Raw genomic sequence first — 24,223 nt, 5'->3', positions numbered from 1 at the left:
GATATATTAGGAAGGGGTATAACTCATGCTAGATAAAGGAACAGCAGATAAAGTCAAAGGGAAAGCAAAAGAAGTGACTGGTGATGTAACTGGAGATAACAAGAAAAAAGCAGAAGGTCTAGTAGATCAAGCTGTCGGAAAAGCGAAAGCTGCTGCTGAAGATATTAAAAAAAGTCTGAAAGATTAGGCTTAACATGAAAAATCCCCCTCTCTTTTGAGAAGGGGATTTTCATATTACTAATACTATCATTAGGAGTTAAATGAATGAAACCTTTTCTATTCATAATAAAATGGTTATTCTTAGTTCTTTCTATTGTTATGGTAATAATTGTTAAATACAGATCAGATAAACGCATGTTTACTTCTAAAAGGGAAAGAGATTATTTTATTAAATTGACTGTTATCATTTTGGGATTTACTTTACTATGGTGGTCCACTAATTATCTTGTCAATATTACTATTGATTTCTAACGAACCATCAATTGAGTCACAATATAAATAAAAACCTTGAGAGATTGATTAACCTCTCAAGGTTTTTTACTACTGCAATAATCTATCTTTACTTGATTCATAAGCTAGGAGTGCTTTTTTTCTTCTCTCTTGGTGATTAATAATAGGATAAGGATACGTTTGACCTAAAATTATACCGTACTGAAGCTGTTCATCCAAGCTCATTTTTTCTGGTGTGTGGATGAACACGTTAGGAATGTTTTCTAATTCTTTGACGTACTGACGAATAAAATTTCCTTCAGGATCAAATGTTTGTCCTTGTTTTGTGGGATTAAAAATCCGAAAATAAGGTACCGCATCTGTTCCTGTAGAAGCTGACCATTGCCACCCACCAATATTACTTGCCGGATCATAATCTACCAACATCTTTTTGAAGTACCTTTCACCATATCGCCAATCAATTAATAAATCTTTAACTAAAAAAGAAGCAGTAATCATTCGTAATCTATTGTGCATCCACCCTGTTGTTTTCAGTTGCCTCATGGCTGCATCAACAATAGGGTAGCCTGTTTCACCATTCTTCCATTGTTCAAAGTATCGCCCGTTATTGTCCCATTCGATATAAGCATACTCATGCTTAATTGGTTCTTGTTTTTGATTAGGATACATAGTATAAATCATATTATAAAAATCTCTCCAACAAAGTTCTTTACTTTAATGAATGTGTCTTTTCCAGGAGATTCAGGCATATGAATGACTTGTTCAAGTACCGTCCTGATAGATATTTCTCCCGTCCGTAAATAAGGTGATAAACGACTGGTTTTATCGAGCACGGGAATATCTCGATTAGTATGATAGCCATTTAAATCAGATGCAATAAACCGATTTAACCGATCTATCCCAGCTTTTTCCCCGGGTATCAACCAAGGAATGGGCTCGACTTGCGCTATAAACTCGTCATATATTCGTTCATGATCAAGGAATAAAGTATTTGAATCTACCTTAGCAGAATCAAATTCTACTTTTAAAGGGAGTTCTTTTTTCTTATCTATCCACTTTTTATAATAAGGAGTAAAAACTTGATAGGAATCATTGTTCGCTTTTTTTATATCATCTGGACCATGCAAATAGGCATCTTGATAACTAAATATTTCAATATTTTCTTGATTGAAAAAAGCACGCATATCTTGATCTCTCTTATAGGCATAACCAGTAGTGTCTTCATTCCAAAAGATTGAATTCCATTCAGGTACTTCTCTTTTTAATTTTTGAAAGCACTCTATAGGATCACCAAATAACACTTGTAAATGTGATACATTATCTAACTCTTTCTTAAAATGGTTGAGACTTGAAAAAAAAGCTCGATGATTATAACTATCAGTGATGAATTGTTGAGGATTTATTTGAAATAATAAAATTAATTTTTCAGAATGTTTTAAAGCATGGTATAACGCTTTGTTGTCGGATACTCTTAAATCTCTACGAAACCACATGATTGAAACCACTAGTCCACCTCATTCTAACTATTTTTATTTCTTTTAACTTAATTTAGTATAACAAATATTATATTATTAGTGCTAGATAAGGTCTTTATTATGAGATTAAATGACTCTTTTTCCCACGATATGTTATCATTAAATGATGATACTAAGAGACTTCAAAAAGTGAGATATAATGACAAAAAACAAGGGGATAGTAGCAGAAGGAGATGAGAAAGGGTGAGGTATATGTGGTTATTGATAGTCCTATTAGTGGTGTTAGCTGTGACAGTTTACCTATCTGGAACTAGTGTTTACAAAGAGCAACGTAAAAAAGGCAAACAGCCAATTTCTGCGGTGTTGAGAACGTTTATCCTATTACTGCCATTTTAAATAAAAACCAGAACAAATCAACTTTGTATAAGGCTACGTTGAATTAACTCTGATGTTTTTTAGAGAACATACAGGGAATTACTTTATAAAATATTTAAAGCCTTCAGAAATATTCTGAGGGCTTTTTAGCTAGTCACTTGTCATTCCAAACCACTCGAAACTCCTCACACACAACTTTCATCTTTTCGATATCAACATTTTTTATGTTCTCAGAATCAAAAATTTGAGCCCAAAAATCATAATGAACTTTTTTCCAATAAGTTAAAGATTTGTCACCTTCCCCCTCTTTATAGGCGTGTTCATCAGTTACTTTATCAAATGTTGTTACATAAACTTTTATATTTTCAAGTATAGCAATAGGATTTTCTTCACCATCCAGTAGAATGTCAAATACTTCTTTATTTACTTTAGGAAGAGGCTCATTGTTTGCTTTATACTGTACAAAAGCGCTTGCTGTTGCTGTTTTGTCACCTTTCAAAACTAATTTTGCTAGTTCATTTGCCATTTCTGTTGAATCACCGAAACACCAAGCAGAGCCAAAGGTTATATTTTTTAGTTCGGGATTATTCTCTTTAAATTTTATCCAAAATGCTTCTTGTTTTTCATTCATACGTTCCCCATCCTTTTAAATAAATATAGCATATTAAAACGTGACTTAATATCTGATTATGTTAAGCAGCTAGTTACATAACGATGGTCTGAATTGACAATATATATTTGATAAATGTAGTATAAATAAAAATAGAAAGAAGTTATATGTCATGAAGTTGTTTTTTTAACGATTGTTTTTTAGTGTAAATCTGTTTTTACAACTGTTGATGCTGACGAAGTCAATCTAGAAGGAGGTAAATTAATTTCAAATGTATGGTTAGGAACTAAAACGACAAGTCATCATTCTTTATAATAGGATTATCAAGTTTCAGCTAAAATTAGCTCAACCAGAACTACTTAATAAGTAAGCACTTCCCTAAGAAATTCTAATAGTTTATCATTAGGAATGTCTTTAAGTAGAATAAATGCAAGATTAAGTTCTAGTTGATAAACAGTTACTAGACCTTAAAAATATTTGGAAATAGTAATAGTAGGAAAGGAAACAATAAACCTTATGAAATTATGGATTAAGTCTAAAAAAGTTATTATTATTTTTTGTTTTATTTTATTAATTATCTTGCTATGTGTGGGATTAAATAAAAAAAATAACATCTATAACAGCAACAAAAATAGTCCTAGCACTATTATTTATAGTAGATTAGAAAACAAATTATTAAAGTATGATACTAATGCAGGAGAATATGTATTATTTAATAATCAAGAGAATTTATTTCAATATGAATTTCCTAATGAAGAATCAGAAATAATAACTTCTGGGAATAGTATCACAAATAATTTTTCTATTCTAAAAAAATCTGAGACAAAGATACAAGAATTAAAAACTATCTCTAATGATGAAGCTTTATTTCCACTAGATATTTATGAAAATGACTATTATTTTATTCACTATTACTATGATAATTCAGGAAACGAACTAACACGAAAAGTTTCTATCTGGGATGAAGATAGTAACACACTAATAGATTTGGATATTGTTGTAGACAAAATAGTCAGTGGTGTAATATTACGTGATACATTATATTTTATATCGTATGATGATAAGCAAGATTATTATAATCTATTTAAAATAAATATTAACAACTATTCTGATAAAACATTACTGAAATCAAATTTAAATAATGATAATTTATTCAAATTTAATGATGATATTATGTTTATAAATAATCATAATAAAATTGAAAATTTAGAAAATAAAGAAATTAAGCCCCTAACAATAGGGAGTAAAAATTATATTAGAGGAAATTATTTTATCACTCTTGATGATTCTGATAGCAGAGGAGTAAGAATAAAGATGTATGATATGCTTACCTCAAAATTAGTAATCCAAGAAGATGAGGCAATTGACTTTATTTTTACAGATAATATAGTGAAAATTATTGACAATAACTATCATTAACTAAATATAATATCAGATTATATTAAGCAAGTAGTTAAATAACTATACACTCTCTTTTTTTAATCAAAGATAACTTACTATTTTTCTACCTACAAATAAAATTATTAAATATATTTTACTTTGTTTTTCAAAAAACAGAGTATCATTTCCAATAAAAAATGACACTATAACAAAGAATAATGCAACGGCACCAATAAGTGAAAAAGAATCTGTTAACGCTTGGCCTAAGTAACTTGAACTTTTCTTCATTGGTTTTGGCTCCTTTATATTAGTTATTATTTTTATATCTTTTTTCTTAAAGATAGTGAGATAGAGAATTGCTGATGCAATAAATACAATTGATATAGGCAGAATTATTATTAATAGGATACTTACCATTATCAACGCTGATTCAGAAAAATACCTTAAAAATTTTAATTCTACAGTATCTTTTTTCAGTTTTTCAGATACTTGTTTATCCCCCTTTAGCATATAATCTAAGGAAATATCATATAGCTCACTAATTTCAATTAAACTAGAAATATCAGGAATACTTTTGCCTACTTCCCAACTAGAGACGGTTTGTCTAGTTACGTTTAGTTGATCAGCTATCTCTTGCTGAGTTAGCTTTAATTCTTTTCTTTTTTCTTTCAATATTTCTGATAACATGATTATCCGTCTTTCTAAGCTATTCTATCATTTAAATTTAACTAGGTATAATTTGATTTGTGTAAATTATTATAAATTTGACTCCTTGTATACATTTGTAATACAATAGAGTTGTAAAACAAATGTATACAAGGAGGTTTTTTATATGAGTACCGTTACATTTAGAGTTACTGATGAAGAAAAATCATTCATTCAATCTATGGCTGATTTAAATGGATTAAGTTTATCTGAACTAGCTAGAACTAAATTATTAGAAGGATTAGAAGATCAAATTGATATGGATTTATATGAAAAAGCAATGAAAGCTCATGAATTAAATGACGAAAGTATCTCACATCAAGATATGCTTCTAGAATTAGGATTATGATGGATAAAAAATATACTGTTCGATATGAAAAAAATGCACAAAAATCATTAAAAAAGATGGATAAACATCAAGCCAGACTTATATTATCTTGGATTTCTAAAAACTTAGAAGGAACTGATTCACCTAGAGTTCACGGAAAAGGATTAGTAGGAAATAAAAGTGATCAATGGCGATATAGAATAGGTGATTATCGTTTTTTAGCAAATATAGATGATGATACTATAACTATTCTAGTTTTAGAAATTGGTCATCGTAGGGAAATATATAAATAAAAGACCTCAAAATTTGAGGTCTTTTTAACTAGGTATAATGACTTTTATGTTTATCAAAAACTGATCTCTATATCTATTGTTATATCTATTAAGCAATAGAATACGCGTGTGCGTTAAGATAATCTATTAAGATATACTGTTAGGGTCGCTGTACCCGTTGGCGCTATTGGGATTGAGGTATAGTAAAGGATATAGAAATGGACAGTAAGGGATATAGAAATATTTTTTTATAGTCTGTGTTAGTAGTATAATTATTTCGAGGTGATTTATTCATGAGTAATGATGTTGTTAGATACAATACTGTACCTTTGAGAAACTTTACCCCTGTTGAAATGGATATATTTTGCTCTATTTGTTCTAAAATGAAAAGCTTAAATTATCAATTTGAAGATAGTAGCTATTTCGAAGAATTACTTTTATTCCAAAGATTTGCTATTGATAAAGAAAATGAAAAAGTAATTATACAAGCTAGTGAGCGCTTTGAATTCATTCTAAACTCAATCGGAACTAACTTTACTAGATTTGAACTTTAAAATATGACTAGATTATCTAGTAGTTATACAAAAGAAATTTATCGTCAATTAATGGCTCATAGAGATATCAAAACTAGAAAAGGTGCTTGGTATATCAAGGTTGATGATTTTAGAAATGTTCTAGCTATCCCTGATTCTTATCGTATGACTGATATTGATCGACAGATTTTTAAAGTAGCGACAAAAGAATTTACTTCAAAAAATGAAGATGGCCATATTATTTTCTCAAAATTTAGAGTTGAAAAAGTTAAAGCTCGAAAAGGAAATAAGATATCTTCCTTTAGAATATATTTTGAAGAACATCAGCCTTTTGATATTCCTTTGGCAAACTATTTGGGGGAGGCGTACTGATTTTATGACTATAAACACAGATGTCACGATTAAAGAACTAGCAGATAAATTAGGAATCAGTAAGCAAGCTGTAAGAAGATATTTCGATCAGTTACCACCAAGCTTGTTACCAATAAAAAAAGGCGGAACATATCGAATAAACTCTGAGGCTCAAGCATTTATAGCTAACAAAGTTTCTCGTGTTGATACCAATATTGACAGTCAAGGTGATACCAACAAAAACTATGTTGGTATCAAGCTTGATACTCATGTTGATACCTCTCAAAAAGAGGAAATACAGTTACTTCAGAAAGAAGTTATTGCTGATAAGAATGAACAAATAAGTTTTTTAAAAAAACAAGTTGAACAACTCCACACCTTGTTAAACCAGCAACAACAATTAACTCTTCAAAGTAACAAACAAATTGATAAGTTACAGTTACAATTAGAAACAAAAGAAGAAGAAATACATAATTCTGATGAAGTTGATATCAGTAACGTTCAACAAAAATTAGATCAATTAAAAAGCGAACTAGAACAAAAAAATTAGAGAACGAAGAATTAAAAGTGACAGTTGAAGAACTAAATCAGTCGACTAAAAAAAGCTTTTGGAAACGATTGTTTAGTCAATAATTATCACTTTTTTATACGCCCAGCAACAAAAAGAAGATGACAAAATAGAAGATGAAAATCTACGACAAGACTTGCTTAAAGAACTACAAAACGGCTTTAAATAAATCTGAAATAAGTGACTGCCTTTGGGCAGTTAATCAAGATCTTTTAGGCGGTTATTAAGCAGTTAATTAGTATTTCAAGACAGTCATTAGGCAGTTAACCAACATTTTAGAGCTGTTTTAAGGCAGTTTCCCTCTTTTTTTGGGAAAGGTTTTTAGGGGTTATAAACACTGTAGTCACAGCATACAGACGGCTTGTGACTTAGAAAGTGTCCACACTTTCTCTTATGCTCTTACGAATTAGTTTGTAATTATCTAGTTTTACTACTCTTAGCTTTTATCTTTTACATGAGCGTAGCGAATTTTAACCAACACGCTTGACGAAAAAAGAGAACAGTTCATGACATGATCTGCTCTCTTTTTTAGCACCATATGAACCAAATTTATTTGGTGCGTATAAGTGCGCCCTATATAAAAATTGGGAGGTCTAACAAATGACATTAAGCCTTATTGAGAATTTAAACTTATTAGAAAAAGAAATTCAAAAAAAGAAACAAGGTCAACCCACTCATTTAAATAAATTTAGTATAGATGTGATAGAGAACGAAAAAGATAAACCGATGTTGCCTACTGATGAAACTCTTAACTAAATGACATTAAGCGTCTTTCAGACGGTCAGGGCAAGCCCTAACAACCCAAAAACAATCGAAGAGAATCGACAAACAGATACCAGGAGAAACGTTCTTCACTTTGAAGATCTTTCTCCTGGTATTTTTAATTTGGCTTAGGTGAAACCTAACAAGCTCTTTTTTGGTTGTGTACGGACACAACCGTTGCTTGCCTTATCCAATTTAATAACATTTTCCTCTAAAACTCTTTTTCAAATTTCACTATTTCGTCAAAAAAAGAAGCCCTAGAAATAAGGCTTCTTTTTTTATTTTGAGGTAGACCTTTTGAGATTCACAATGTTGATCGCTGAACCCCTTGGTATGGTTGCAGCTTGGTATAACATCTGACTATGTCTACCATGAGGTTAAATAACTAATTGTCCTCTTTGAACAAGATAAATATTAAAAAAATAATCGTAATAAATGTTAGTAAAAAAAATACAACTTTAGGTACTTCTGGAAATATACCAGCATAAGAAAGATACAAGAAAATAAGACATAATAGAATCAACAAAGAGCTCAAGAATTTAGTCTTGAAAGATTTAGAGATAATAACCTATGTAACCATCCTTTACTTTTTTTCTCCTATTAGTGTCATTCCTTTATGATTTTTAGGCGGTTTTGAACGAAAATGATAAGCTCTAACTGGGGCTCTTGTTATCATATCTACTGGTTGTTCATCACTGCGCCAACAATAACTCCTCCTAGTGAGGTTGCTAGTGTCAATACACCTAAATAAACAATGATTTTCTTCATCGGAAATCCTCCTCAGTTATCTTTTAATGATAGCTTAACAGAAAAATAGACTATTTATAAAAAAATCCCTAAACGTTTAAACTAATAGTTTCATTTTTCTAATAGAGACCAAACTAACTTCTCCATTTGTCATCGTTACCTCACGCTTTTTTTTATCTATCGTAGCGATATTAGCTTTATTAATTAGATAGGATTTATGGACTCGAACAAATGAGTCTGATAACTCTTCTAATTCTTTCAAATTACCATATAATTCCACCCTATTATGCGTTAAGTGAAGTTTAAGCTTATGGGATAGTTCTGTCGTCTCAAAAAACATAATATCTTTCAGTTCAAATAATCTTATTTGATCATTTATTCTTAATTGGATTCGATCTTCTTCTTTGGTTGTTTCTGACGTGTAGTAGTTATTAATTTGCTTTAAACAACCTTGAACCTTCCTTTGGATATTCTCAGCTTCATCTTTTACAATATAGTCCATTGCCTCTACTTTGTAAGTAAAGGTAAGTGACATCAACTCACTATGAGTAGTCACAAAGATAATTCGGCTAAAAACATCTTTCTTTCTAATTTTTGCTCCCAGCTGAATACCATTGATATCTTGTTCCAAATCAACATCTAAAAAATAAGCTCCCCTTGTATTCTCATGACTATCTAAATACTCTAGTACTTCATAGGGATTATCTGTTGAAAGAGTAATTGTCATATCATAATCTTCAATCATTATGTATTTATTGATAATATCTTCTAATCGATTCCGTTGAATTGGATCGTTCTCACAAATAAATATAGGGACCATTTAACTTTCTCCTTTCATCAAAGTTATTTTTTGAATAAAGGCTGAGGGGGTAATTTCAGTTTCAAGGGTTAAATTATTTTCTCTTTGACTTATTTCATTAAGATTAGACAATCCTAATCCTCTATTTTTCCCTTTCGTTGAGTAGCCTTCTACTTCTAATTGATAGAGTGGTTTTATATTTTCTCTGACAGAATTTTTTATAATGAATAAGTAACTAGTTTCCATATCAAATATACCTATTTCAATTATTCCATTGGTTACCTGAGAAACTTCTTCAATACTATTATCTAAGATAATTCCTAACATTCTAATAAGGGTTACAGGGTTAATAGATAGCTCTTTTTGAATTTTATCTGGAATTTCAACACGAACATCAAGCTGTTTTTCTCTTGCTGATAATAATTTCATCGCAAAGATACTTTTAATTTCGTCGGATTCAATATTCTTCAATTCCTGAAAATTAAATGCTCCTTTTGCAAGAGAATCCTGTGTTGGTTGAATAAATTCTTGATAGTAAGCAGCTAGTTTATCCATATCATTCGTTTGAATAAAATATTCTAATGACGAAAGAATATTAACATAATCATGTCTAAATTTTCGAATTTCATTGTACTGTTTAGTTGTCTCTTTCGCATATGCATTCATATACTTGACTTCTATCTGTTGTTTTTCTACTTCAAGTTTCAATACTTGACTCGTTGAAACAGCATGAATGAATAAATATATAAGTACTGAAAAAGCTAATATAATAATAATACTCACAACACTCAACCATTCATTGCCAAAATAATAAGCATAAATCTCATAAGACTGACGTATCACATAAATTCCTATAAGGGTTACTGCAGTTAGTTTTTCTTTTTGTTGTGACTGAATAAAAGGTATACATATTTTTTTTACCACATAACTAATCAAGTAAATGATTATACAAAAAAGAAACTCTAATAAAATGACAGCAATAGTTGTTTCGATATTTAAACTCAATAACAGAAGAAGGAGTTTGGAATTGAAAAAGGAAAGAATTTCAACAATTAAGAATGGGCAAACAACTATTATTGTTGATAGAAAAATACTTTGTTTTCTTTGGATTCTTATCGTTAATAAAAAAAGAAACAAGAAAAAAACTAAGTTATTAATAAACGGATACCTATCTGATACGATTCCAGCAGAGCCAATCATCAACACTATCAATAAGAGGCTCTTTTTATTCTTCCAAATAGAATTATTTATAATCAGGTACGAAAAAGTAATATTTAATAATTGAGAAAATGTGATATAGAAGAAAATTGGACTCACCTCTAACCACGTTCCAGCAACCGGAACGTTTTTTTGTTGTATTTTTTTAACGCTCCCGAATGATTATGAATCGTTCTGGGAATAAATGGTTTCTCTTTACATTTCTATTTTATCATAAAGATATTAAATCAACTAAATCAAAGAAGGAAGGAAAAATGAAAAAAGTTATTGTTAGTATACTTTGTAGCGCCGTCTTGTTAAGTACGATTGGAGGATCTATTGCACAAGCTGAAGAAGTCTCATTTGAAGAAAATACACCTATCGAACAAGTACAAGCAATTAACGATAGACAGGTTCAAGGTAGGTCGGGAACTATCAATGGTATTTATTATCGGTTTGTATTAAAAACTGGTAAAGCAAAACCACCTGTACACTTTAATGGCATGTGGTTAGTTGTAACAGCAACTCATAATGGTGTTAATTATGGCTATTATCGCTAAAAATAACTAAAAAGAAGAAAATTTTATAATCAAAGGAGGAAAAATAATGAAATCTAAATTAATTAAAGTAAACACATTATTAATGAGTGCCCTATTATTAGGAACCACAATAATCTCTGGAACAAGTGTACTAGCAGAAGAAATTAACTCTGAAGATATAGAATTAAATTCTTCCCAATTCTTAGCTGAAAATGAAAAGATTGTCTCTGAATATTTTGAAGACCCTTTGAGTAGAGCAGCTAATACAATATATCACTCTATAGTAGTCAGTAAAGCGTATCCTTTAGCGGGACACGAAAGAGTTAGATGGACTGTTAAATATGTAAAAGGGAAAAAATATCAAGGTTGGATTACTAATAGTGCAAAAGACTATACAAACCTTAGAGTAGTTGATAATCGATTATATATGGCTGATTTCACATTTAAAGGAACATTAACATTAGTAAAATAATTGAAAGGATGGATCAAAAATGAAAAAAATAATGACAGGTTTAGTATGTGGACTTATTTTATTAGGTTCTACAAGTGGAGTTATTGCGCATGCTTCAGAATCACAAGTAGATAAATCTATCGAGGGTAATTCAACTATTCTAGACAACTTAGATAATAGTTATATTGATTTAGAGTACTATGAAAATTCACCATATTTTAATGTAGAATATAATGGTGAAGACTTTGAAATATTTTTAAAAGAAGATGCTTTGATACAATATGCTTTAGATAATGATTTACCTTTACCACAAAAAAACAGTATAATGTCTAGAGCTGCTGGGAGAACAGGGGTATCTGGTAAAATTTCATCTGGAAACTTCAGCGTATTTATAAAGAAATCTGACTTGAATTGGTTAGCTAATAATGGTAACAGCTTTGTAGGAGCTCTTATTGGTGGATTACCTGGTTGGGCTGGTGGAGCTATTCTAGATAGAATATTTCCAGGAAATTATAAACATGGAAGAGTTTTTGTATTCCAAGGATATGCTTATAGTTACTGGTATTACCAATAAATTTTAAGATGGTATTATTAACTTCTTAAGGAGGAATTAATATGAATATACTAAAAAAGTCACTTCATCATAGCTTTACTGTTATCGGTATAATTTTAATGATACTTATAACGATTTCATTCATATTTGATAAACCAACTTTATTTTCAGATTATAACAGAATTTATTTTATTATCTTGTTTATTATATTCTTTATTAAAAAAAGTATATCTATTTATTTTCAAAAAAATAATAATAATGTTTAACTTAGCATAACGTGATTTATGTAAATCAAAACAAATACCTTTAGCCCCTACAAGTGGAGTTATTGCGCATGCCTCAGAACAATTTATAGAGAATAATCACATTGAACAACAAAATCCAGTTACAGATCAAGTTACAGAACTTAAAAAAATGTATGAAAACACTGGATTCGATAATTTTGTTACCGATGGAGATACTACTACACTATATGTATCTGAACAGCAAATGATAGATTACTTGGATAGTCAAGGAATTGATGTTCCTGATACTTTAAGAATGTCTGCAATGTCTAGAGCAGCAGGACATTTTGCAATAGTTTGGCATGGTCCAGTTTATAAAGGAAACGTTGATTTATTCTTACCAAAATCTTGGTTAAATAATATGGCAAAAGGTGCATTTGGAGGTATTAATGCTTACTTGGGCACTCTATTACCAGGTGGGGGATGGACTACAGCACTGGGTGCTATCTCTGGTATAATAAGTGCTGGAAATTTTAAACATGGTCGAGTGTTTGTAATTAGAGGATTCACTTATCAATATTGGTACTATCAATAAAATATTGATAGTTTTAGGAATGGAGGCTATTTACTATGAATGCTAAACAAAAAAGAAATTCTTCTATATTTGTTCTTTCTTTTTTAGCGACTAAATTTATTTTGAATGGTATCCAAGGTGATTGGTCTATCATAAACCTTTTCAAAGAAGAATGGGCAAGCTTACTTGGGATGATTTTATCATATTCCTTAATAGTTTATTTAAATAACAAACGTAAAAAAAATAATAATAATGTTTAACTTAGCATAACATCTGATTATGTTAACTAGTCTTTAGATAACTGGTTTTTATTCATAAATATCAACAATGTTATTAGGTCAAAAAACTACTAGAATGTTATTAGGTCAAAAAACTACTAGAGAAACAATAGGAAAAAATGCTAGTATTACTTTGACAGGTCAAAAATTTGATAAATTAGGAGGAAAGTATGTCATATTTTTATTTATTTATTGCAATTATTGCAGAGATAATAGGAACTTCATTTTTAAAAACATCTGAAGGATTTAGTAAACTCTATCCCACATTAGCAACAGCGGTGTCATTTGTTATATGCTTCTACTTTTTAAGTCTAAGTATTAGAACCATTCCGTTGAATATAGCTTATGCAACTTGGTCTGGTATAGGTTTAGTAATTGTTTCTTTAATTTCTGTTTTAATTTTCAAAGAAAGTATAAATACAGTCAGTATCATAGGCATTTGCTTAATTATTATTGGAGTTGTTTTACTTAACTTTTTTGGAAGTAAATAACTTATTAATTATATAGATATTGTATTACAAATTGATTGTACCTTTTTAAAAGGAAACATTTTCAAAAACAGATTCTTTTGTTAAGTGAGTTTGCATAATGATTATTTATGCTGAGTAAATTGTAGCATGATTCAGTAAGTTACATCTGATCCAAATGTAAGAAATTAAAGTAAAAAAGAGCTTTCCTATTCGCAATAGAAAGCTCTTTTTTACTTTGGTTTATTGGGATTATGGTAACTAGAGCTTCTCTATTTTCTAAGTGGTATAATAAAAACTACTAAATGAATCTCTTAAGCGAAGTAAGGAGTTTAATCAAGAAAACAAAACGTTATTACGACAACTTTCATCACTAAAAGAAAAAAATACGGTATATAGATATATTTTAAAACATGATTACGGCCTAAATGGCATAAGTCAAAGAGAGTTTGACGCTCGATTAGTGTTAAACGAGATTAAGAGCGGTTATAAGCTACCTAACCGACGCACTGGGGAAGTTATGGGTCGAAACGTTAGAAAACGCCACAAATACACAAATAGAGCCCTCTAGATTAGCACGTGGTCTAGAGTTAGCAAAAGCGATGCTTGAAAAACTAATTGAATTAGCTAGAAGAAGAGATAGGGATATGGAAAGATAGTTTTTGAAATACAACTACAAAAGAGTTAATTTTGTAGACCTATAACCACTGTGACACTTGTTTAGGGTTGTTAGGGCCTACCCTAAGAGTACACTTTAATTGTTGACTAAATCAATGGTTAGAATGTACTCTTAGGGTGATTTGTTAAGGAAAGGTTGGGAAGAAGAATGATCAGAAAAGTCTTATTGAATGAGAGAGAGGAAGTAGACCAAGTCATAACAGAAGCTTTTACAACGAGTGAACACGGCTATGGTGAAGAGGTTGAACTAGTTGAAGCGTTGAGGCAAGAATAGTCTTATCGACCAGAGTTAGATTGTCTTGCGATAGTGGATGATAGAGTGGTTGGTCATGCTTTTTTGAGTGAGATTCATATAGTAGACGATGTTAATCATAAAGAGAGTCTAGGTCTAGCTCTAGCCCCTATTTCGGTTCTTCCTAGCTATCAAGGAAAAGGAATCGGGCATCAGTTGATGGAGAATATGGAAGAGCAGGCTAAAAAGTTAGGTTATTCTTTCATCACGATTTTAGGAGATCCAGGTTATTATCATACTTTTGGTTACCAAGAGGCAAAGAAATATGGTATTCGATGTGCTTTTGATGTACCAGAAGAGTACTACATGGTCAAAGAAATCTTACCTGGTGGGTTAGCGCAAGTGGAAGGTACGGTAAGATATAGTGCTGCTTTTGGTTAAATAGCTGATAATACTTAGAATAAGTGTATTGCCTATCTTAAATTTAATCCTTACTACATTCAACGAGAGACAAATAGCAGAGAAAAGTGTCTTAATCATTATTTGTTTTATAGGTTATCTATATTATACTAGCAATAATGAATCATTTAAGGAGGTTCTTATGGGCGAATTATTTTTATTTCTCATTCTATTTTATGGTTTAGGTGTATTACTGCAAGTCGTTCTTTACAAAACGAATGTTAACGGGGATATTAAGAAGCTTATTTACGTGCTGAACGTTATCTACGGGATAATGGCTTCAGTTATTGTTTATACAGGCTATCCTAGTAATGACATCGTTGGGAGAGTCATTAGCGCCTTAGTTGGTCTACTGTGTATCGTGTCAATCGCGTGTAAGAATAAAAAGATAGGAAGAATTGCTGTGCCTAATCTGGTACTGACTGTTTCTATTCTTACCTCATTTATCTTAATGAATGTGTAGTAAAGTGATGACTAAACACGTATCAAATCAAGAGATAGAAAAGTATAGAAAGAGTCTTGTGGAACAGTCATTGCCGGAGACATATAAGTTTTTATTAGAATACATGAATCAGTTACAACGAGAATTTAGTGCCAGTTTTATCCATTCTTTTGTGACAAAAAAAGTTCTCAATGGCTATTTGGATTACACTTATTTTTATTTTTCAAATGACCTATTGAAAGAGAAACAGCTAAAGCTAGGGATTATCTTTAATCACCAAAAAATAAGTTTTGACTTATGGTTGATGGGAACCACCAAGGAATCTCAGAGGAACTACTGGAAGGTATTTAAGGATACTGAGTGGAACACAGAAGATAATATGCCCACGTGGTACATTGTGTCTGTCGATTTAGTTACCCATCCGGATTTTGAAAACCTAGAGAGACTATCTAAAACGATCATTAAACAAGTCCCTACTATTTATTCACAATTAGTCAAGGTTATCTCTCCTGATGATTCAGAGTAAATAATCGCATCACTCATCAGTTAAACGAAGCCACTCTAGATGACGAGAGGGGCTTTTTTTGTTTTAATAGTAAGGAGTATATGATTCAACAAGAGACAGATGTAGGGGAGACGTGTTATGAAAAAATTAGGGAAGTTAGTAGTGGGCATCTTAGCTTTAGTGGTTTTGGTGGCAATCGGAGGGATTGGGTATTTATCTATGACAGAATACCAACCTAAAGATAGAGAGACACTCATCGTGGATAAAGGTAGTAAAGAGATTGAACTCGGACAGACAGTGTCACTCCTGACCTTCAATATAGGATATGGTGGACTAGGTGCCACAGAGGATTTTTTTATGGACGGTGGGAGTAATGTTCAACCTAAAAACAAGGCTATGGTAGAAACTAACTTGGCTGGTATCAGAGATGTATTGAAGGAGAATCCGTCAGATATCTATTTACTACAAGAAGTAGACAGACAGGCTAAACGCTCATATGGTATTAATCAAGAAGCGTATTTAGATAAGGCATTAGGCATGCCAAGTGTGTTTGCGCATAACTTCAAAGTGGCTTATGTGCCCTTTCCTATCCCTCCTATTGGCCGAGTAGATAGTGGAATTATGACCATGTCAGAGTATCAAGTGTCAGAGGCGAGTCGTTTGGCATTGCCGAATCCTTTTAAATGGCCAGTAAGATTGGCTAATTTGAAACGAAGCTTACTTGAAACGCGGTTTGATATAAAGGGCAGTGACAAAGAATTAGTGGTGATTAACCTTCATTTAGAAGCCTATGATTCGGGAACAGGGAAGGTCGAGCAAAGTAAGTTATTAGGTCGTATTCTAAAAGAAGAATATGATAAGGGAAATTATGTGATTGCAGGTGGTGACTTTAATCAGGTTTTTGAGGGTAGTCAAGCATTCCCTGTGACAGGAAAAGAAGGATGGGAGCCAGGTAAGCTAGCCAAAGCTGATTTACCCGCTCATTTTTCCTATGCTTTTGATGATCATGCCCCCACAGTGAGGGTACTAAATGCGCCGTACACAGGTTCTTATGATACGTCTCAAGTCTACGTGATTGATGGATTTATTGTGTCAGATAACATGAAAGTGAATCAAGTGAGCGTGAAAGATCAAGACTTCAAACATTCCGATCATCACCCAGTATCCTTGGAGGTGTCTTTAGAATAATCACAGAGTTTTTTGATTACTGGTGAGGCGTTATAATGAGTAATAAGCATCTATAAAAAATGAAGATGGAGGACATTACGATGAGTATGAAAGATAAGTACAGTGATATTGTTACAGAGGCTTTTGATGAGATTAAAAGTGAGAATAACAAATTAAAACATGTGAATTTATTGGTCGCAGGTAAAAGTGGTGTTGGGAAATCGACGTTGATTAATACGGTGTTTGGAGAAGAGTTAGCTAAAACTGGTGTGGGTAAACCTGTGACAGATAAAATTCAATTAATTGAGAAGAAAGGTTTTCCTGTTAGGATTTATGACACAGTAGGTTTTGAATTGTCAAAACAAGGCTTTGATATCAGTGGTTTGATTAAGTCTATGGGTGGGAATGATATCAAAAAACTGATAAAAAAAGTGAAGCATACAGTAACCGTTGATGATGATATTCATGTTGTGTGGTACCTAATATCAGGCACTAGTTCACGTTTTGAAAAAGCAGAATTAGCGTTTATTAACTGGTTGGTTTCTCAAGGATTACCTGTTATTGTTGTTTTAACAAAAAGTTATGATAAAACGGAAGCTTCTTTATTACAGAATGAAATTAACAAGATGGCAAAAGAGATTAAGGGGACAGTGATGGTACTCGCTGAGAAGACAGATCACATTGAAGCTTTTGGAATAGAAACGTTGATTTCTAAAACATTTGATGTATTGCCAGAAGGACTTCAAGCATCTTTCGTTCATTCTCAAGAAGCTTCTATTGAATTAAAGCACTCTCAAGCAGTGAAAGTTATTAATACGAGTATGGCAGCAACCTTTACTACAGGTTTTTCACCTATTGTAGGAACCGATGCTCCGCTAATGATGGCAACTCAGACCAAAATGCTAGGTAAGATTACGTCCGTATACGGTGTAGATGTTAGTAAACAGCATGTAGAAACAGCATTAGCTGGGGTTCTTGGAGTGGCAGGAGCTATGGTCGCGGGAAAATCATTAGCAGGGAATCTAGCGAAGTTAATGCCCGGACTAGGTACGGTAGGTGGCGGTCTTATCTCAGGTGGTGTAGGAATGATTATCACCGGTGCTTTAGGGTATGCTTACGCAGAATTAATGGAATTAGTGTTGGCTGGAAAAGTGGATTTAAGTTCCATTACGCCTGAGGAATTAACCGACTTGCTCATTCACCTAATGCCTAAATTTATGCCCAAGGCTCATTAACACAATGATAATAAAGAAGATTTAACTCTTATTTTGAAAAAAATAAGAGTTTTTTTGATATACTTTAAGGAATTTAGTAAAAGAAGCTGTACTGTAAGTGAACACCTTAGAACAGGAGGAGACAGTATGACAGATGAAGATTACCTGATTGCGCTACTTAATCGGGATGAAGAGGCTTTGAAACAATTGATGGCTGATTATTCAAAATTAATGTGGGCCATTGCTTCCAAATACTTGGTCCATAATAACATGGGAAGCTCTGAGGACATAGAAGAATTGATTAGTGATGTGTTTATTCGGTTATGGAACCATCCAAAGGGATTTGATCCAAACAAAGGCAGTATCAAAACGTATCTAGGCATGTTAACTCGGAGTATGGCTGTGAATAAATTAAAAGTGGTGGCTAAAAATCAGCATGAATGGTTAGAGCAGGACAGAATGGATCAGTTAACAGAAGAAGAAAGCAACATGGACTGGGATTCGTTTTACGAGGCAGTAATGAGCCTTGAACCTACCACGCGGGATATTATTATTAAGCGGTATTTTTTTGAAATGAAACCAAGTGAGATACAAAAAGAAACGGGCTATGATACTAAATTGATTGATAATAAGCTTTATTATGGTAAAAAGCAATTAGCCAAACAATTTAAAGAACTAGGAGGAGAACTAGGATGAAAAAATATGACAAAGAACCTTTTGAATCACTGACTGAGGCGCAATTAGATGAGTTACTGAAAACAACGAAGCATCAAATGCCAGAAGGTAGCGAGAAAAGAATACAAGACCGGGTATTAAGTAACATCGAACAAGATCACAAGGAAAGCAAGGTATCAAAACTGACTAAAAAACCTAAATGGAGTTATATTCTAGGAGCAGCAGCGGCTCTCGTTTTGATGGTCGGTTTTACGCAAAGAGATGAGTTAAAATTAGCTTACACAAGAGCTTTTGGTACTGAGTCAGAGAAATTACTATTGCATGCAGATAAACTAGATGAAGTGGCAGAAGACGAGGGCCTAAGATTGAGCGCTAAGAGTACGTTTAAAGATGGTAATACAACGTATGTATTAATGGATTTACAAGATATGACGGGAGATCGACTAGATAATGAGACACAAATTGATCGTTGGGACATGTTGAGTGGTGGTAACACAAGAGTTTTAAATTATGATGAGAAGACTAAAACAGCCACATTACTCACTTCTGCGATTAGTTGGGAAGAGCATGATGATCAAGGGTTTACTTTGGAGCAATTTAGAAGTCACAAAGAAACTTACACGGAAGAGACCGACGTGATATGGGACAAGATACTTCAGGATGATTCTAAGTGGGAACAACTAAGCCTATCTGATGGCATGGGTGGCGGTTATGATGCAGAGAAATTAACAGCCTTAGGAACCAACTTTGAGGAGATAAGTAAAAGATACTTAGAGCCAGATAAGGTGGACGTAGGAATTGGTGGAAGCGAGGACGTTAGTATTAAAAATGCGGCCTATAAAGATGGCTTGCTTCATGTTTTAGTGAAACACCCAAACAAAGAGAATTACGATGGGTTGTTTTTGAACCTAGTCTCAAAAGAAACGAAGGCGCCTGTTGAGAGTGTGGCTAGTTATGCTGCTGGTAAAGGCACACACAGCAACAAAACGGGTCGAACGGATTACGAAGAATTTGTATTTGATGTACCTGAAACAGACATTCATAAATATGCTGTTAAAGTAGAAGGATGGAAGAATAAGACATTGGTCAAAGGAAATTGGAGCATTCGACTAAAAACACCAACAGAGCTTGAAAAAAGAAAAATAGAGGACATAGAGCTTGAAGATAAGAGCCGATTGACGAATGTCGAATTATCAGGATTATCTTTAAGAGCAGATTATCAAGGGGTGTCTGATATATTGCCAGTGACTATTTCTATGACATTAAGAGATGGTACTGTCAAAGAAGTTATTGGTACAGAGGATCGTGTAGAGTTATACAAAGATAGCGGGGATGTTCAGTTTACGTTTGACTATACATCACTCCCAGATATTCAAAGTATTACCATAAATAATCAACAAATAGATGTTAAATAAAGAAAATAACGACCTTTAGTCTAACTAGAGGTCGTTATTTGTATTTAAAAAAGGATGTTAATATATATTTATTGCAAAATAAGGTTGATTTTGTAATAAAGTAGTCATATGATTGACATATAAAGAGGGTTTAAAAGGAGATAAGGACATGAAAAAAGGACTTGTTTTAATAGGGATGATTGGGTTAATGGGATGTTTTCCTTTAGTGGTTAAGGGAGAAGAAACAACGATGAGTAATCAAACAGAATCAAAAGAGACAAGTCGTCAAACATTGCCTGTTGAGGTGCAAGGCATTTGGGTAACGGATAAGAATGGTGAAGAAGATGTGGTGGAAATAACCGGCGAAACGTATCTGTATAACGGTGCAACCTATGAAGTGGTTTCTTATACAAAAACAGGGGAGAGTTACACGGTCATTTGGGACGATCAAGCGTATCTTAGTACGTATGGATCATCAGAGGGATTTAACCCACAACCCTTAATGTTTGATTACAATGACTCGCAAGATACACTTGGCATAGCTGGTGAGACGTATCATAGAAAAGAGATGACTGTTGTCGAAAAAGGGGACATAACTTATGTTGATTCTTCTACTTTTGATACCTATGTTGAAGGGGAAGTGTTGCCTACAGAACTACAAGACAAGTGGGTTGCGACTGTTTCAGGAGAAGAGATGGTGTGGACCATTGGCGAAACTAATTTCAATATGAACGGAGTACTTGATTATCATATTGTTGCTTATGGTGTCACAGGTCAAGATTACACGTTGATATGGAGTATTACGGATTACATTGAACAATATGGTAAGCCTAGCGCATTTAATCCTCAACCGATTATGTTTACTTACGATAAGGAGTCTGACGTTTTAGTGTCAGGGGCAACCGTATTCCATAGAGGGACAAGGACAAAAGAAAGTGTAACAGAAGAGACATCAACTTCTGTAAGTGAAAAGAATACCTCTTCATCTAACAGCAAAGAAGCAACTAAAAAAGAAGAGCAAAACAAAGCACTTCCTAAAACGAATGAAGATGGTAGCAACGTGCTAATAAAATTAGTTACAGGACTAATATTAATGATGGGCAGTTTTGTGGTTATAAAAGGCTACTACAGTTAACGTATAGAATTAAAAAAAAGACTCTATTAAGAGTCTTTTTTTAGTAGAAAGTCGCTTGTGGACGACGAAATAATAAGGCAACTACATTATGCAGGATACTCACAGGTAAGAAGAGAATGGCTGCGATAAACATGGTCCATTCGTAAGATAAGGTAGTACGATCGTCTTTTTTGAAGATGTCTTTTTTTGAGACTCTTGAAAAGAGAGAGCCGATTGGGATACCGAATGTGTTTCCCATCATGATGACCTCAACAGAAGCCAAAATCGCTTTGCTTTGTTTCTCGCCATAGATTGTAACTAAGTGTTCCCAGGCTTTTTTAGAAACAGCCCCTCGTGTATCTGCCACGCTTTGAGCAAACAGGAGGGCAGCTTGTTCTTCTAGGGGGCTATCAGTGGATGCGCCACCTAGCAATTGGTTAATTTCTTCTTCAGTCATGCCAGATTCTAGAGCAATTGTGGTGTGCCCATAAGAACATAAATTACAGCCATTAACTTCTGTCACTGCTAACATGATACGAGAATTGAAATGCTTTGATATGAGTCCTTTGTTCATTGCCCTTTTAAGTCGGGGCATATTTTTTACGCCATAATACATGGCTTTATAAGCTTCGGATAAAGAAGCAAGAGGTTTTCCTGTCATGGTTGTCATACAAACACCTTTCCTAATAAATAATGTCAGATGTCTTTATCATAACGAATCTAGCTTCAAATGGACAATTAAAAGATTACAGGTGTTTTTTTATTTGTTTTCTTGTGTCTAATTTGTTAAAATAAACGAAACAGTGAAGATTACGAATACGTAGGAACCATCTGACCAAGATGGGTTTCTACGTATTTTTTTGTGCTTTTTTCTGTGATAAAGGAAAGGATGTTGGAAATTGAAAGAAGAAACAAGGTTACCTCAGACAAACAAAGAAGGCTTATTATATGGGAGTATCATCTGTGGTATTACAGCATTATTGATGAGTGGATGGAATATTAGTCTGGCATTAGGGGTTCATTTGGATAGTTTGAAAAAAGTGGTATTGTTATTCCCTCTCTTTTTTGTGATTGCTATGTTGTTGGAGAATGTCGTTGTTCGCCCATTTTCTACAGCTATGTGTCATAAATTTGGAGAAAGTAAGGACAGTTTCAATGCACAGATTTTATTTAATGTTTTATTCACAGTATTAGGTATGTCCTTTTTAATGACAGGAATTGGGGACGTGATTGGCCATGGTTTTGTGATAGAATCCGGTTTTGCCTCTCGTTTTTTTCATCACTGGCCACGCAATTTTTCAGTGGTTTTAGGGATTGAACTATTACTGGCGCAACCTGTGGCTAGAAAAGTGATGGTTTGGATACATAGAAAAAAATAGTGTTTGATTAGGGTAGTAAAACATGGTATAAAGACAATGAAAGAATCATTATAATAGGAGGAAAAGAGATGCCAATCGTTCATATTGAGTTATTAGAGGGTAGAACACAAGAACAAAAAGATGCGATGGTTAGAGATGTAACAGAAGCCATTGTCAAAAATACAGGAGCACAAACAGAAAATGTTCACATTGTGATTTCTGATATGGCTAAAGGTAATTATGCCGTGGGTGGCGTGACTAAAAAATAAAGAAAAGAGCGATAGACCTATATAGGTCTATCGCTCTTTTTACATGTGTCATTGTTAGTGGAAAGGATTGCCAAATTGAGCCACGTAGTCGACAAAGCCTAATTTATTAAGAAGATAATCTTGCTCAATGTTCTTTTCTGGAAGTAAGTCTAGGGCAATAAGAATGTCTCGTGTCCACTCCAGCGGGGCAGTCCCATTGGCAGTCACAAGAGTATGATCTCTCACAGATTGTTCAAAGACAAAGCCGTCAGAATTGGTATAGAGTGGTAAGTCTTCCCAATCTTCTGGGTCATTCCCTGTGTGTCGCTCTGTATTTAAGAAGCCGTGCCGAGCGAGATAATCAACTGCCCCACAAATCGCGGCTAACAGGCAGTTTTTTTGGATGACTTGTTGGACGGCAGGTAGTAACTTAGAATCATCTTCTTGCCAGGAGTGACCGCCAATTAGGAGAAGAGCATCTATGGTTTCTGGAAAATCCAGAGAAATTCCCCGATCTGATACACGCAATCCTCCTAGTGAAGTAGGTTCTGGCACGGGGGACACGTAGTGAAGCTCCCAATCCGGATGGTGTAAGAAGTAATTGGCGACATAAGCCGCTTCCCAATCGGCAAAGTTATCTCGTAAATAGATTACCGCGTGTTTTTTAGTCGTTGACATGTAAAGTTACCACCATTCCCTTCTCGGTAGGAGAATAACTTCCACTACCGGTCATACCTAATAATTCACCTGTTCCCGTCCCTTTTATAATACTCAAGCTGTTTTGGTAGATGCCATTCACAAACGAGCCGTCATCTTTAAAGGCAAGAGTTCCAGTTTTTCCTTTGTAGCTTCCAGTAAAGAGTAAGAAACCGGAAAACATACTAGAAGATTGATGAACCTCTTCTTTACAGTAGTCTAGATAAAAAATGCTGTAATCTACAGCTATGTCTCCCTCAAAATCCCCTGTAATATGATAAGAGGCTTTGGCATGGGCCATTGTCTCTCCTTGATTAAATGCTTCTTCCCAGTGGGACACGGTAAAAATACTTGTACTCATAGTCTCTTCATCCTTTCTCCGATCTAATATTAGTATAACAAG

The 24,223-nt window shown here is 33.3% G+C and carries 33 protein-coding genes and 1 pseudogene; 26 read left to right on the top strand and 8 right to left on the bottom strand.

Features of this window, described 5'->3' with window-relative positions; translation table 11 throughout:
* The first annotated feature begins 25 nt into the window (after positions 1-25).
* On the top strand, positions 26-187 hold the full coding sequence (locus ACVWM0_RS08060) for a CsbD family protein (RefSeq protein WP_476472127.1): 162 nt from the start codon (positions 26-28) through the stop codon (positions 185-187).
* 353 nt (positions 188-540) lie between these two features.
* Here the strand turns inward: ACVWM0_RS08060 and ACVWM0_RS08055 are convergent.
* Positions 541-1,955: pseudogene (locus ACVWM0_RS08055) on the bottom strand (cryptochrome/photolyase family protein).
* 222 nt (positions 1,956-2,177) lie between these two features.
* Here ACVWM0_RS08055 and ACVWM0_RS08050 point away from each other — a divergent pair.
* On the top strand, positions 2,178-2,321 hold the full coding sequence (locus ACVWM0_RS08050; RefSeq protein ID WP_476472126.1) for a hypothetical protein: 144 nt from the start codon (positions 2,178-2,180) through the stop codon (positions 2,319-2,321).
* 133 nt (positions 2,322-2,454) lie between these two features.
* Here ACVWM0_RS08050 and ACVWM0_RS08045 read toward each other — a convergent pair whose 3' ends face one another.
* A complete protein-coding gene (locus ACVWM0_RS08045; protein ID WP_476472125.1) occupies positions 2,455-2,931 on the bottom strand; it encodes an ASCH domain-containing protein in 477 nt (158 codons plus the stop codon).
* Positions 2,932-3,426: 495 nt separating this feature from the next.
* Here ACVWM0_RS08045 and ACVWM0_RS08040 point away from each other — a divergent pair, with 495 nt between their 5' ends.
* On the top strand, positions 3,427-4,329 hold the full coding sequence (locus ACVWM0_RS08040) for a hypothetical protein (RefSeq protein ID WP_476472124.1): 903 nt from the start codon (positions 3,427-3,429) through the stop codon (positions 4,327-4,329).
* A 63-nt stretch (positions 4,330-4,392) separates the two neighbouring features.
* Here ACVWM0_RS08040 and ACVWM0_RS08035 read toward each other — a convergent pair whose 3' ends face one another.
* Entirely contained in the window at positions 4,393-4,977 is a 585-nt protein-coding gene (locus tag ACVWM0_RS08035) for a helix-turn-helix transcriptional regulator (RefSeq protein WP_476472123.1), read from the bottom strand.
* A 145-nt stretch (positions 4,978-5,122) separates the two neighbouring features.
* Between ACVWM0_RS08035 and relB the strand changes: the two genes are divergently transcribed.
* From relB to ACVWM0_RS08005, 6 genes are all read left to right on the top strand, one after another.
* Positions 5,123-5,344, top strand: a complete 222-nt coding sequence (gene relB, locus ACVWM0_RS08030; protein ID WP_476472122.1) for a type II toxin-antitoxin system RelB family antitoxin — start codon at positions 5,123-5,125, stop codon at positions 5,342-5,344.
* A complete protein-coding gene (locus tag ACVWM0_RS08025) occupies positions 5,344-5,616 on the top strand; it encodes a type II toxin-antitoxin system RelE family toxin (RefSeq protein WP_476473694.1) in 273 nt (90 codons plus the stop codon). Before relB ends, ACVWM0_RS08025 begins: the two co-directional genes overlap by 1 nt.
* A gap of 272 nt (positions 5,617-5,888) precedes the next feature.
* Complete coding sequence (locus ACVWM0_RS08020; RefSeq protein WP_476472121.1) at positions 5,889-6,149, top strand: hypothetical protein; 261 nt, start codon at positions 5,889-5,891, stop codon at positions 6,147-6,149.
* A gap of 3 nt (positions 6,150-6,152) precedes the next feature.
* On the top strand, positions 6,153-6,500 hold the full coding sequence (locus ACVWM0_RS08015; protein ID WP_476472120.1) for a replication initiation protein: 348 nt from the start codon (positions 6,153-6,155) through the stop codon (positions 6,498-6,500).
* Between the two features lie 4 nt (positions 6,501-6,504).
* Positions 6,505-7,029, top strand: a complete 525-nt coding sequence (locus tag ACVWM0_RS08010; protein ID WP_476472119.1) for a helix-turn-helix domain-containing protein — start codon at positions 6,505-6,507, stop codon at positions 7,027-7,029.
* A gap of 618 nt (positions 7,030-7,647) precedes the next feature.
* Positions 7,648-7,803: a hypothetical protein gene (locus tag ACVWM0_RS08005; RefSeq protein WP_476472118.1), complete on the top strand. Its 156-nt coding sequence runs from the start codon at positions 7,648-7,650 to the stop codon at positions 7,801-7,803.
* An 850-nt stretch (positions 7,804-8,653) separates the two neighbouring features.
* On the opposite strand, the gene ACVWM0_RS08000 is transcribed toward ACVWM0_RS08005, so the two are convergent.
* Together ACVWM0_RS08000 and ACVWM0_RS07995 are read right to left on the bottom strand one after the other, a co-directional pair.
* Positions 8,654-9,376, bottom strand: coding sequence for a LytR/AlgR family response regulator transcription factor (locus tag ACVWM0_RS08000; protein ID WP_476472117.1), 723 nt, complete (start codon positions 9,374-9,376; stop codon positions 8,654-8,656).
* Complete coding sequence (locus ACVWM0_RS07995) at positions 9,377-10,561, bottom strand: GHKL domain-containing protein (RefSeq protein WP_476473693.1); 1,185 nt, start codon at positions 10,559-10,561, stop codon at positions 9,377-9,379.
* A 266-nt stretch (positions 10,562-10,827) separates the two neighbouring features.
* Between ACVWM0_RS07995 and ACVWM0_RS07990 the strand changes: the two genes are divergently transcribed.
* From ACVWM0_RS07990 to ACVWM0_RS07920, 15 genes are all read left to right on the top strand, one after another.
* A complete protein-coding gene (locus ACVWM0_RS07990; protein WP_476472116.1) occupies positions 10,828-11,112 on the top strand; it encodes a hypothetical protein in 285 nt (94 codons plus the stop codon).
* A 46-nt stretch (positions 11,113-11,158) separates the two neighbouring features.
* Complete coding sequence (locus tag ACVWM0_RS07985) at positions 11,159-11,563, top strand: hypothetical protein (RefSeq protein ID WP_476472115.1); 405 nt, start codon at positions 11,159-11,161, stop codon at positions 11,561-11,563.
* A gap of 19 nt (positions 11,564-11,582) precedes the next feature.
* The gene (locus tag ACVWM0_RS07980) at positions 11,583-12,116 is read left to right on the top strand and encodes a hypothetical protein (protein WP_476472114.1); all 534 of its coding nucleotides are present in this window, start codon (positions 11,583-11,585) and stop codon (positions 12,114-12,116) included.
* Positions 12,117-12,509: 393 nt separating this feature from the next.
* A complete protein-coding gene (locus ACVWM0_RS07975; protein ID WP_476472113.1) occupies positions 12,510-12,914 on the top strand; it encodes a hypothetical protein in 405 nt (134 codons plus the stop codon).
* Between the two features lie 35 nt (positions 12,915-12,949).
* Complete coding sequence (locus tag ACVWM0_RS07970; RefSeq protein WP_476472112.1) at positions 12,950-13,153, top strand: hypothetical protein; 204 nt, start codon at positions 12,950-12,952, stop codon at positions 13,151-13,153.
* A gap of 188 nt (positions 13,154-13,341) precedes the next feature.
* Positions 13,342-13,662, top strand: a complete 321-nt coding sequence (locus ACVWM0_RS07965; RefSeq protein ID WP_476472111.1) for a DMT family transporter — start codon at positions 13,342-13,344, stop codon at positions 13,660-13,662.
* Positions 13,663-14,464: 802 nt separating this feature from the next.
* Entirely contained in the window at positions 14,465-14,590 is a 126-nt protein-coding gene (locus ACVWM0_RS07960; RefSeq protein WP_476472110.1) for a hypothetical protein, read from the top strand.
* A 33-nt stretch (positions 14,591-14,623) separates the two neighbouring features.
* Positions 14,624-14,989: a GNAT family N-acetyltransferase gene (locus ACVWM0_RS07955; RefSeq protein WP_476472109.1), complete on the top strand. Its 366-nt coding sequence runs from the start codon at positions 14,624-14,626 to the stop codon at positions 14,987-14,989.
* 160 nt (positions 14,990-15,149) lie between these two features.
* Positions 15,150-15,470 carry a hypothetical protein gene (locus ACVWM0_RS07950; RefSeq protein WP_476472108.1) on the top strand — a complete coding sequence of 107 codons (321 nt, stop codon included), beginning with the start codon at positions 15,150-15,152 and terminating at the stop codon, positions 15,468-15,470.
* A gap of 7 nt (positions 15,471-15,477) precedes the next feature.
* Complete coding sequence (locus ACVWM0_RS07945) at positions 15,478-15,975, top strand: DUF7000 family protein (protein ID WP_476472107.1); 498 nt, start codon at positions 15,478-15,480, stop codon at positions 15,973-15,975.
* 117 nt (positions 15,976-16,092) lie between these two features.
* Positions 16,093-17,142, top strand: coding sequence for an endonuclease/exonuclease/phosphatase family protein (locus ACVWM0_RS07940; RefSeq protein ID WP_476472106.1), 1,050 nt, complete (start codon positions 16,093-16,095; stop codon positions 17,140-17,142).
* Between the two features lie 80 nt (positions 17,143-17,222).
* The gene (locus ACVWM0_RS07935) at positions 17,223-18,356 is read left to right on the top strand and encodes a GTPase (RefSeq protein WP_476472105.1); all 1,134 of its coding nucleotides are present in this window, start codon (positions 17,223-17,225) and stop codon (positions 18,354-18,356) included.
* A 126-nt stretch (positions 18,357-18,482) separates the two neighbouring features.
* Positions 18,483-19,031 (top strand): sigma-70 family RNA polymerase sigma factor, encoded by a 549-nt coding sequence (locus ACVWM0_RS07930; protein ID WP_476472104.1) that lies wholly within the window; start codon positions 18,483-18,485, stop codon positions 19,029-19,031.
* Positions 19,028-20,425, top strand: a complete 1,398-nt coding sequence (locus tag ACVWM0_RS07925) for a hypothetical protein (protein WP_476472103.1) — start codon at positions 19,028-19,030, stop codon at positions 20,423-20,425. The genes ACVWM0_RS07930 and ACVWM0_RS07925 overlap by 4 nt, the downstream gene beginning before the upstream one ends.
* A 148-nt stretch (positions 20,426-20,573) precedes the next feature.
* A complete protein-coding gene (locus tag ACVWM0_RS07920; protein WP_476472102.1) occupies positions 20,574-21,539 on the top strand; it encodes a hypothetical protein in 966 nt (321 codons plus the stop codon).
* 40 nt (positions 21,540-21,579) lie between these two features.
* On the opposite strand, the gene ACVWM0_RS07915 is transcribed toward ACVWM0_RS07920, so the two are convergent.
* Positions 21,580-22,188 (bottom strand): carboxymuconolactone decarboxylase family protein, encoded by a 609-nt coding sequence (locus tag ACVWM0_RS07915; RefSeq protein ID WP_476472101.1) that lies wholly within the window; start codon positions 22,186-22,188, stop codon positions 21,580-21,582.
* 229 nt (positions 22,189-22,417) lie between these two features.
* On the opposite strand from ACVWM0_RS07915, the gene ACVWM0_RS07910 reads away from it, so the two are divergent.
* Both ACVWM0_RS07910 and ACVWM0_RS07905 read left to right on the top strand, forming a co-directional pair.
* The gene (locus ACVWM0_RS07910) at positions 22,418-22,897 is read left to right on the top strand and encodes a DUF2798 domain-containing protein (RefSeq protein ID WP_476472100.1); all 480 of its coding nucleotides are present in this window, start codon (positions 22,418-22,420) and stop codon (positions 22,895-22,897) included.
* Positions 22,898-22,965: 68 nt separating this feature from the next.
* A complete protein-coding gene (locus tag ACVWM0_RS07905; RefSeq protein ID WP_476472099.1) occupies positions 22,966-23,145 on the top strand; it encodes a 2-hydroxymuconate tautomerase in 180 nt (59 codons plus the stop codon).
* A gap of 54 nt (positions 23,146-23,199) precedes the next feature.
* Here the strand turns inward: ACVWM0_RS07905 and ACVWM0_RS07900 are convergent, their stop codons facing one another.
* Together ACVWM0_RS07900 and ACVWM0_RS07895 are read right to left on the bottom strand one after the other, a co-directional pair.
* Complete coding sequence (locus ACVWM0_RS07900; protein WP_476472098.1) at positions 23,200-23,802, bottom strand: DJ-1/PfpI family protein; 603 nt, start codon at positions 23,800-23,802, stop codon at positions 23,200-23,202.
* Positions 23,789-24,181: a DUF3224 domain-containing protein gene (locus ACVWM0_RS07895; RefSeq protein WP_476472097.1), complete on the bottom strand. Its 393-nt coding sequence runs from the start codon at positions 24,179-24,181 to the stop codon at positions 23,789-23,791. The genes ACVWM0_RS07900 and ACVWM0_RS07895 overlap by 14 nt, the downstream gene beginning before the upstream one ends.
* Positions 24,182-24,223: the final 42 nt, after the last annotated feature.

The sequence above is a fragment of the Vagococcus sp. 211 genome, from assembly GCF_056322705.1.
This window is presented reverse-complemented; position numbering and strand designations above follow the sequence as displayed.

Coding starts and splice junctions, on each gene's coding strand:
- ACVWM0_RS07900 (WP_476472098.1), bottom strand. CDS start 23,802: ATGTCAACGACTAAAAAACACGCGGTAATCTATTTACGAGATAACTTT.
- ACVWM0_RS08060 (WP_476472127.1), top strand. CDS start 26: ATGCTAGATAAAGGAACAGCAGATAAAGTCAAAGGGAAAGCAAAAGAA.
- ACVWM0_RS07920 (WP_476472102.1), top strand. CDS start 20,574: ATGAAAAAAGGACTTGTTTTAATAGGGATGATTGGGTTAATGGGATGT.
- ACVWM0_RS07985 (WP_476472115.1), top strand. CDS start 11,159: ATGAAATCTAAATTAATTAAAGTAAACACATTATTAATGAGTGCCCTA.
- ACVWM0_RS07930 (WP_476472104.1), top strand. CDS start 18,483: ATGACAGATGAAGATTACCTGATTGCGCTACTTAATCGGGATGAAGAG.
- ACVWM0_RS07925 (WP_476472103.1), top strand. CDS start 19,028: ATGAAAAAATATGACAAAGAACCTTTTGAATCACTGACTGAGGCGCAA.
- ACVWM0_RS07895 (WP_476472097.1), bottom strand. CDS start 24,181: ATGAGTACAAGTATTTTTACCGTGTCCCACTGGGAAGAAGCATTTAAT.
- ACVWM0_RS07970 (WP_476472112.1), top strand. CDS start 12,950: ATGAATGCTAAACAAAAAAGAAATTCTTCTATATTTGTTCTTTCTTTT.
- ACVWM0_RS08040 (WP_476472124.1), top strand. CDS start 3,427: ATGAAATTATGGATTAAGTCTAAAAAAGTTATTATTATTTTTTGTTTT.
- ACVWM0_RS08000 (WP_476472117.1), bottom strand. CDS start 9,376: ATGGTCCCTATATTTATTTGTGAGAACGATCCAATTCAACGGAATCGA.
- ACVWM0_RS08015 (WP_476472120.1), top strand. CDS start 6,153: ATGACTAGATTATCTAGTAGTTATACAAAAGAAATTTATCGTCAATTA.
- ACVWM0_RS07960 (WP_476472110.1), top strand. CDS start 14,465: ATGATCAGAAAAGTCTTATTGAATGAGAGAGAGGAAGTAGACCAAGTC.
- ACVWM0_RS07915 (WP_476472101.1), bottom strand. CDS start 22,188: ATGACAACCATGACAGGAAAACCTCTTGCTTCTTTATCCGAAGCTTAT.
- ACVWM0_RS07935 (WP_476472105.1), top strand. CDS start 17,223: ATGAGTATGAAAGATAAGTACAGTGATATTGTTACAGAGGCTTTTGAT.
- ACVWM0_RS08010 (WP_476472119.1), top strand. CDS start 6,505: ATGACTATAAACACAGATGTCACGATTAAAGAACTAGCAGATAAATTA.
- ACVWM0_RS07945 (WP_476472107.1), top strand. CDS start 15,478: ATGACTAAACACGTATCAAATCAAGAGATAGAAAAGTATAGAAAGAGT.
- ACVWM0_RS08045 (WP_476472125.1), bottom strand. CDS start 2,931: ATGAATGAAAAACAAGAAGCATTTTGGATAAAATTTAAAGAGAATAAT.
- ACVWM0_RS07990 (WP_476472116.1), top strand. CDS start 10,828: ATGAAAAAAGTTATTGTTAGTATACTTTGTAGCGCCGTCTTGTTAAGT.
- ACVWM0_RS08025 (WP_476473694.1), top strand. CDS start 5,344: ATGGATAAAAAATATACTGTTCGATATGAAAAAAATGCACAAAAATCA.
- ACVWM0_RS08035 (WP_476472123.1), bottom strand. CDS start 4,977: ATGTTATCAGAAATATTGAAAGAAAAAAGAAAAGAATTAAAGCTAACT.
- ACVWM0_RS07975 (WP_476472113.1), top strand. CDS start 12,510: ATGTATGAAAACACTGGATTCGATAATTTTGTTACCGATGGAGATACT.
- ACVWM0_RS08050 (WP_476472126.1), top strand. CDS start 2,178: ATGTGGTTATTGATAGTCCTATTAGTGGTGTTAGCTGTGACAGTTTAC.
- ACVWM0_RS08005 (WP_476472118.1), top strand. CDS start 7,648: ATGACATTAAGCCTTATTGAGAATTTAAACTTATTAGAAAAAGAAATT.
- ACVWM0_RS07950 (WP_476472108.1), top strand. CDS start 15,150: ATGGGCGAATTATTTTTATTTCTCATTCTATTTTATGGTTTAGGTGTA.
- ACVWM0_RS07905 (WP_476472099.1), top strand. CDS start 22,966: ATGCCAATCGTTCATATTGAGTTATTAGAGGGTAGAACACAAGAACAA.
- ACVWM0_RS07940 (WP_476472106.1), top strand. CDS start 16,093: ATGAAAAAATTAGGGAAGTTAGTAGTGGGCATCTTAGCTTTAGTGGTT.
- relB (WP_476472122.1), top strand. CDS start 5,123: ATGAGTACCGTTACATTTAGAGTTACTGATGAAGAAAAATCATTCATT.
- ACVWM0_RS07980 (WP_476472114.1), top strand. CDS start 11,583: ATGAAAAAAATAATGACAGGTTTAGTATGTGGACTTATTTTATTAGGT.
- ACVWM0_RS08020 (WP_476472121.1), top strand. CDS start 5,889: ATGAGTAATGATGTTGTTAGATACAATACTGTACCTTTGAGAAACTTT.
- ACVWM0_RS07965 (WP_476472111.1), top strand. CDS start 13,342: ATGTCATATTTTTATTTATTTATTGCAATTATTGCAGAGATAATAGGA.